Annotated in this window: 6 protein-coding genes and 1 rRNA gene; 3 read left to right on the top strand and 4 right to left on the bottom strand. The window is 74.6% G+C overall.

Annotation, left to right across the window (positions count from 1 at the left end; all coding sequences use genetic code 11):
- Window positions 1–126, bottom strand: a 16S ribosomal RNA gene (locus JZ5iCDA_RS14395); the annotation flags it as partial.
- A 555-nt stretch (window positions 127–681) separates the two neighbouring features.
- The gene (locus JZ5iCDA_RS14390; protein WP_069387787.1) at window positions 682–1,683 is read right to left on the bottom strand and encodes a helix-turn-helix transcriptional regulator; all 1,002 of its coding nucleotides are present in this window, start codon (window positions 1,681–1,683) and stop codon (window positions 682–684) included.
- Between the two features lie 105 nt (window positions 1,684–1,788).
- On the opposite strand from JZ5iCDA_RS14390, the gene JZ5iCDA_RS14385 reads away from it, so the two are divergent.
- Window positions 1,789–2,874: an ATP-binding cassette domain-containing protein gene (locus JZ5iCDA_RS14385; RefSeq protein ID WP_069387788.1), complete on the top strand. Its 1,086-nt coding sequence runs from the start codon at window positions 1,789–1,791 to the stop codon at window positions 2,872–2,874.
- Window positions 2,871–3,701 carry an ABC transporter permease gene (locus JZ5iCDA_RS14380; RefSeq protein WP_069387786.1) on the top strand — a complete coding sequence of 277 codons (831 nt, stop codon included), beginning with the start codon at window positions 2,871–2,873 and terminating at the stop codon, window positions 3,699–3,701. The genes JZ5iCDA_RS14385 and JZ5iCDA_RS14380 overlap by 4 nt, the downstream gene beginning before the upstream one ends.
- A 9-nt stretch (window positions 3,702–3,710) precedes the next feature.
- Here the strand turns inward: JZ5iCDA_RS14380 and JZ5iCDA_RS14375 are convergent, their stop codons facing one another.
- Window positions 3,711–5,129 (bottom strand): DUF4357 domain-containing protein, encoded by a 1,419-nt coding sequence (locus JZ5iCDA_RS14375; RefSeq protein ID WP_069387785.1) that lies wholly within the window; start codon window positions 5,127–5,129, stop codon window positions 3,711–3,713.
- A gap of 139 nt (window positions 5,130–5,268) precedes the next feature.
- On the bottom strand, window positions 5,269–5,589 hold the full coding sequence (locus tag JZ5iCDA_RS14370) for an MTH1187 family thiamine-binding protein (protein ID WP_069387784.1): 321 nt from the start codon (window positions 5,587–5,589) through the stop codon (window positions 5,269–5,271).
- A 95-nt stretch (window positions 5,590–5,684) separates the two neighbouring features.
- Between JZ5iCDA_RS14370 and cofD the strand changes: the two genes are divergently transcribed.
- Window positions 5,685–6,629, top strand: a complete 945-nt coding sequence (cofD, locus tag JZ5iCDA_RS14365; protein ID WP_069387783.1) for a 2-phospho-L-lactate transferase — start codon at window positions 5,685–5,687, stop codon at window positions 6,627–6,629.
- Window positions 6,630–6,666 lie beyond the last annotated feature (37 nt).

The following is a 6,666-nucleotide window of genomic DNA, read 5'->3' as shown; positions in this document are numbered from 1 at the left end:
GTTACTCACGTGTTACTCACCCGTTCGCCACTAATCCACCCAGCAAGCTGGGCTTCATCGTTCGACTTGCATGTGTTAAGCACGCCGCCAGCGTTCGTCCTGAGCCAGGATCAAACTCTCCGTAAAAAAACAACGCCCACCACCAACCACAGGCCGGTGATGAACAATCCATACGAAGCGAACCATCCGGTTCACAAAACTGGCTACACGAAAAACAATCCGACGATCATTCTCCGAAATCAACCAAAGGAATCCCCAGACACAACCAACCACCACCCCCAGGCGGGAGCAGCCAGCCAGCCATGCCCACGAGGACAAAAAATTGGCATTGACTAACAAGCACACTGTTGAGTTCTCAAACAACCGACACACACCGCCTCCGGACCGCTTCGGGCCTTTGCGCGGGGCTTTCGTTTTCCAGCCTACCAGGCTCGGACCTTTCTCCCGAACCCGGCCGAGACCGTGAATTCGTTCGAAACGCCCGTACCGGGCTCCTCCGTCCGTGACGAGGGCGCAGCATGCTGCACCGATCTTCGAGCGGGGGATTTCGCCTGCGGGACCAGCCACTTCGCGTCTGCTCCTCAGGAGCTGCGCCGTGGTGTCTGTTCCTCCCTGCCGGGCGACCTCGAGAACATTACGGGGTGCGGGGACCTCGGTCAACCCGGCCCACGGTGACGCCGCTCACGCGCCCATGGCCCCGTCATGTTCGCCCGCGAGGCGACGCCCGACCCGACGCGAGGCCTCGCGCAGCTCGTCCGGACCGACGACGGTGAGCGGGACGTCGAACATGGCGAACCAGGCGGCGAGACCGCCCCACGACCACGACCCGGCCGTCACGCGGCAGCGGTCGTCGGCGACAGGCTCGACCACTCCCGCGTCACCCGCCCACGGAGCGAGGTGCTCCGCCGGCGCGGCGAGCTCGACCGTGCCGCGGACGGGCCACGCCGGCCGGGAGAACGCGCGGGCGACGTACGTCGCGACGTCCGGCGCCGGCAGCGACCGCGGGGCGAAGCGGGGGCCGTCCCCCGTCCGCGGGTCCACGCGGTCGAGGCGGAACGTGCGCCAGTCGTCGCGGTCCAGGTCCCACGCGACGAGATACCAGCGGCCACCCCACGTGACCACGTGATGCGGCTCGACGCGACGCGGCGGCCGGAACCCGGGCGCGGACGGGTCGCTCCGGGGCCGCAGCATCTCCCCCGAGCCCCCGTCGTAGTCGAAGCGCAGGACGCGGCGCTCGCGCGTCGCGGTGCCCACGGTGAGCAGGACGTCCGGCCGCACCGGGGGGACCGCCGACTCCCGCTCGCGCGGGACGGCGGTGACCTCGAGCGCGTCGATGCGGGCGCGCAGCCGTGCCGGCATCACCTGCCGGATCGTCGCGAGCGCCCGCGCCGCGGCGTCCTCGACGCCCGGGAGCGCGGCGGTCCGCAGGGCGAGCGCCACCGCGACCGCCTGCTCGTCGTCGAACAGCAGCGGCGGGACGTCCGCGCCGGCGTCGAGGCGGTACCCGCCGTCCGGCCCCCGCGTCGCGCGCACCGGGTAGCCGAGCTCGCGCAGGCGGTCGACGTCGCGGCGCACCGTGCGCGGCGTGACGTCGAGGCGCTCGGCGAGCGCCGGCCCCGGCCAGTCGCGCCGCGCCTGGAGCAGGGAGAGGAGGCGGAGCAGCCGTCCGGACGTGTCACGCATGCCCTCAGGGTCGCACGCGGTACAGGACCGAACCTGACCTGATCCGGCGCCAGCGTGGGGTGCGAGGCGCCGGACGGGCGCACCACGACCGAGCTGGAGGACACCGTGATCCGTACCCGAGCACTCACCAAGGACTTCCCGGTCGGACGCGACCCGGACCGCACGGTGCACGCCGTGCGCGGGATCGACCTCGACGTCGCCCCCGGCGAGCTCGTCGCCGTCCTCGGACCCAACGGCGCCGGCAAGACGACGACCCTGCGCATGCTCACCACGCTGATCCGCCCGACGTCGGGCACGGCGACCGTCGCGGGGCTCGACGTCGTCGCCCACCCCGACGAGGTGCGTCGCCGCATCGGCTACGTGGGCCAGGGCAACGCCGCGGGGCACGCCCAGCGCGTCGTGGACGAGCTCGTCAGCCAGGGTCGCGTCCACGGGCTCGACCGGCGCGAGGCCCGGCGCCGCGCCGACGAGCTGCTCGACGTGCTCGAGCTCACCGCGCAGCGCGCGCGCAAGGTCTCGGACCTGTCCGGCGGGCAGCGCCGACGGCTCGACGTCGCGATGGGGCTCGTCCACTCCCCCGCGCTGCTGTTCCTCGACGAGCCGACGACCGGCCTCGACCCGCACAACCGCGCGAACCTGTGGGAGCACGTCGGCCGCATGCGCGCGGACACCACGGCGACGACGGGCGTCCCCATGACGGTCGTGCTCACGACGCACTACCTCGACGAGGCGGACGCGACGGCCGAACGGGTCGTCGTCGTCGACCACGGGCGCGTCATCGCGGACGACACGGCCGCGAACCTCAAGGACGACCTCGCCGGGGACCGCGTCGTCGCCACGGTCCGCGCCGACGACCGCGACCGGGCCGCAGAGCTCGCCGACGTCGCGCGCCGGCTCGACGGGTTCCGCGAGGTGCTCGAGGCCGACGGCCCGCACGTGACGGTCCGTGCCGCGCACGGCGACGCGTTCCTCCCCCGGCTCCTGCGCGCGGCCGACGCCGCGGGCGTCGTCGTGGAGTCCGCGCACGTGCACCACCCGACGCTCGACGACGTGTTCCTGGCCCTCACCGGCCGCAGCCTCCGCGAGGGCGGGGCCGCGGACGCCGACGCCGACGCCGACGCCACGAGCGAGACCACCCCCGGCGCCGACGGCCCGGGGCCGACCCGCACCACCGAGAGGACCGCAGCATGAGCACCGTCGACACCCGTACCGCCGCGCAGCCGCGTGCCGCCGCGCGGCCGCGCTCCGGCCGGAGCTCCGTCGTCCGCGACACCGGCATCGTCCTGACGCGCGAGCTGCGCCCCGTCCTGCACGACCCGTTCTCGGTCGTGTTCGGGCTCGTCCAGCCGATCGTCTTCCTGGCCCTGTTCGGGCCGCTGCTGGTCGGGTCGCTGGGCGGCACCGACGTCCTCGGCAGCAGCGTCTGGCAGTGGTTCGTGCCGTCGATCCTCGTCATGACGACCCTGTTCGGCACGACCGCGACCGGCTCCAACCTGCTGTTCGAGCTCCAGACCGGCGCGCACGAGCGCATGCTCGTCGCCCCGCTGTCGCGCTCGTCGCTGCTCGTCGGGCGCGCGCTGAAGGAGATGGTGCCGATCGTCGCCCAGTCGGTGATCGTCGTGCTGGTCATGCTGCCGTTCGGCTTCGAGCTGCACGCGGTGGGCGCGGTCCTGGGGCTCGTCCTCCTCGCCCTGCTCGGCGTGGGGATCGGCGCGCTGTCCTACGCGCTCGCGCTCGCCGTGCGCAAGCAGGACTGGATGTTCTGGATGGTCCAGCAGACGGTGCTGTTCCCGCTCATGCTGCTGTCGGGGATGCTGCTGCCGCTCGAGAGCGGCCCGCGCTGGATGCAGGTCGCGGCGTCGGTCAACCCGCTGAAGTACGTCGTCGACGCCGAGCGCGCGCTCTTCGCGGGCGACCTCACGGCGTCCGTCGTGGGGTGGGGCTGGGTGGCGGCAGCGGTGACGGCCGTCGTCGGGCTCGTCGTCGGCATCCGCGCGATGGTCACGTCCGCGGACTGAGCCGCGCGGTCAGGCGTGCTGGGCGCGGAACGCGTCGGTGAGCGTCGGGCCGTCGTCGCCGAGGCGCCACACGCTCCACCCGTCCGCGGTCGCGGTGCCCGACACCGCGACCGCGGCGAGGTCGGGGTGGCGGAACCGGGCGCCGTCGGACAGCTCGATGAAACCGTCCGGCTGCAGCACGGCCTCGAAGCGCTGGCCGCGGCGGGGGCGCGCCCACACGAGGCGGCGCGGGCCGCCGAAGGCGCGGGCGAGCGCGACGAGGTCGGGGTCGTCGTCGGGACCGAGCGGGGTCGCGGCCGGCGGCGGGGGCACGGGCACGACGTCGCGCCGCACCGGGACCTCGGCGTCGAGGCTCGACGGCGGGCTGTAGGACAGCGGGTCGTACGTCCGCTCCGAGGCCGGCGGGTGCTGCTGCGCGTACTCGTGCGTGAGGATCGACTCGCGCGTGCGGACGGACTCGCGCGTCCGCACCGACTCGCGCGTGAGGATCGACGTGCGCGGCACGCGCGCCTCGTCGCCGGGGCCCGCCGGACGGCGGTCGGCCCAGGCGGAGGGCGCCGGCTCGGACGTACCCGTCACGGTCAGCGGGTCGTCGAGCGGCACGGAGTCGAGCACCGGGACCTCGTGCGGGACGGGGTCGAGCGGTCCCGTCACGTCCGCGGACGCGGGGACGGGGCCGGACGACGCCCGCGCCTCGAGCTCGCCGGCGCGGCGGCGCTCGGCCCGGGAACGGCCGGCGTGCTGCGTCACCACGGGAAACTTGCCGGTCAGGGCTCGGCCCACGGCGACGCCGTCCGCGAAGTCGGAGCCGGACGCCGCCCGGCGGGCCCGGACGGGCGTGCGCTCCTGCGCGGGCTCCTGGTCCTGGCGGCTCACCACGAGCGGCGACACGTCGACGAAGCGCCGTCCGTCGGCACCGTGCACGACGCCGAGCCGCAGCACCGCGACGGGCGACCCGGGCTGGCGCAGGAAGTCGAGCGCGTCCTCGATGCCGGGCGCGGCGCTCGAGCAGATGACGATGAGGCGGGCGCCCGTCGTACGGGCCGTCGCCTGCGAGCGCGTGAGCGGCACGTTGTCGTAGAAGGCGGCGACGTCCTGCTGGAACCGCGAGGCGCCGCCGCTGTAGCGGGCGGCGAGCTCGGCGCGCGTCAGCCGTCCGGCCCGGCCGGCGTGGTTGAGCGCCGCGGTCAGCGCGTCCTCGGTGAGCTCCGCGGCCACCTCGATGACGACGGGCAGTCCCGCGGCGTCGAGCGCGAGCAGGTGCGGCTCGTCCGGCGAGCTGCCCTGCGCCACGGGGAAGATCTGCTCGCCCAGCAGGCCCTCGATGTTGCCGTCGACGACACGCTGCGCGTCGGTCCCGAAGGCTCCCGCGGGCTGCGGGGGCTGGACGAGTACCGGACGCTCGGCGTCCACCTCGAAGAGGGGCATCGGGGGATCTCCTGCTGCGTGCGGCGACGCGCTCGGGTCGGGGGCGTCGGGCCCTAGCCTACGGCGGTGGTCAAGGGGCGCGGTCGGTACCGACCGGAGGCCCTGGCACGTGCAGACGGGGAGCCGGCGTCGCGCCGGGTCAGGCGTGACCGGTCTCCTCGGCGTCGGCCGCGAGGCGCTCCTCGACGCGCTCGACCTTGCCCGTGAGCTCGCCCGTGCGACCGGGCCGGATGTCGGCCTTGACCACGAGCGAGACGCGGTGCCCGCCGGCCCCGACGGCGTCCGTCGCGCGCCGGATCACCGGCATGACCTCGTCCCACTCCCCCTCGATCTCGGTGAACATCGAGGTCGTGCGGTTCGGCAGCCCGGACTCGCGGACGATGCGGACGGCCTCGGCGACGGAGTCCGCGACGGACTCGCCGGCACCGAGCGGGGCGACGGAGAAGGCGAAGACGGCCATGCGCCCATCGTGGCATCCCCCGGCGCCGGTCGCCGTGCCGGTCGGGTGGCAGGTCGGGTGGCCGGTCGGCCGGCCGGTCCACGTAGGCTCGGGACGTGACCCACAGCGCGACGACCGGACCCGTGACCGTGCTGGCCGGAGGGGTCGGCGGCGCGCGGCTCGCCCACGGCATGGACCTCGCCGGCGCAGACCTCACGGTCGTCGTCAACGTGGCCGACGACGTCGAGCTCCACGGCCTCGCGATCTCGCCCGACCTCGACACCGTGACGTACACGCTCGCGGGGCTGGCCGACGAGGAGCGCGGCTGGGGCGTCGTCGGCGAGACGTACGCGGCGCTCGAGGCGATGGGCCGCCTCGGCGAGGACACGTGGTTCACGCTCGGCGACAAGGACCTCGCGACGCACGTGGTCCGCACGGCCCGCCTGCGCGCCGGGGCGCCGCTGTCCGCGGTGACGGCGCAGCTCGCCGCAGCCCTCGGCGTGCGGCCGCGCGTGCTCCCCGTCAGCGACGACCGCGTCGCGACGCTCGTGGACACCCCCGCCGGGCGGCTCGGGTTCCAGGAGTACTTCGTCGGTCGGCGCCACGCGGACGACGTGCTCGGCCTCGTCTACGACGGCATCGACGCCGCGCGCCCCGCGCCGGGCGTGGTCGAGGCGGTGCGGGACGCCGACGTCGTGGTCGTCGCGCCGTCGAACCCGTTCCTGTCCGTCGAGCCCGTGCTCGCCGTCGCGGGCGTGCGCGAGGCGCTCGCCGCGTCGCGCGCGCGGCGCGTCGCCGTGAGCCCGATCGTCGGCGGCCGGGCGATCAAGGGACCCGCCGCGCAGATGCTCGCGTCGCTCGGGCACGAGGTGTCGGCGCTCGGGGTCGCGCGCCTGTACGCGGGGCTCGTCGACCTCATGGTGGTCGACCAGCGCGACGCGCACCTCGCGGACGACGTCGCGGGGCTGGGCATGCGCGTCCTCGTCACCGACACCGTCATGGGCGGGGCGTCCGGCCGCGAGCGCCTGGCGCGCGAGATCCTGGCCGCGGCCCGTGGCTGACGGCGGTCCGGTGACGGACGGCGCGGCCGTCGGGGGC

Origin of the sequence: Cellulosimicrobium cellulans, from assembly GCF_001722485.1 — a bacterium.
Lineage (GTDB): Bacteria > Actinomycetota > Actinomycetes > Actinomycetales > Cellulomonadaceae > Cellulosimicrobium > Cellulosimicrobium cellulans_A.
This window is presented reverse-complemented; position numbering and strand designations above follow the sequence as displayed.

Coding starts and splice junctions, on each gene's coding strand:
- JZ5iCDA_RS14375 (WP_069387785.1), bottom strand. CDS start 5,129: ATGCCCCTCTTCGAGGTGGACGCCGAGCGTCCGGTACTCGTCCAGCCC.
- JZ5iCDA_RS14380 (WP_069387786.1), top strand. CDS start 2,871: ATGAGCACCGTCGACACCCGTACCGCCGCGCAGCCGCGTGCCGCCGCG.
- JZ5iCDA_RS14390 (WP_069387787.1), bottom strand. CDS start 1,683: ATGCGTGACACGTCCGGACGGCTGCTCCGCCTCCTCTCCCTGCTCCAG.
- JZ5iCDA_RS14370 (WP_069387784.1), bottom strand. CDS start 5,589: ATGGCCGTCTTCGCCTTCTCCGTCGCCCCGCTCGGTGCCGGCGAGTCC.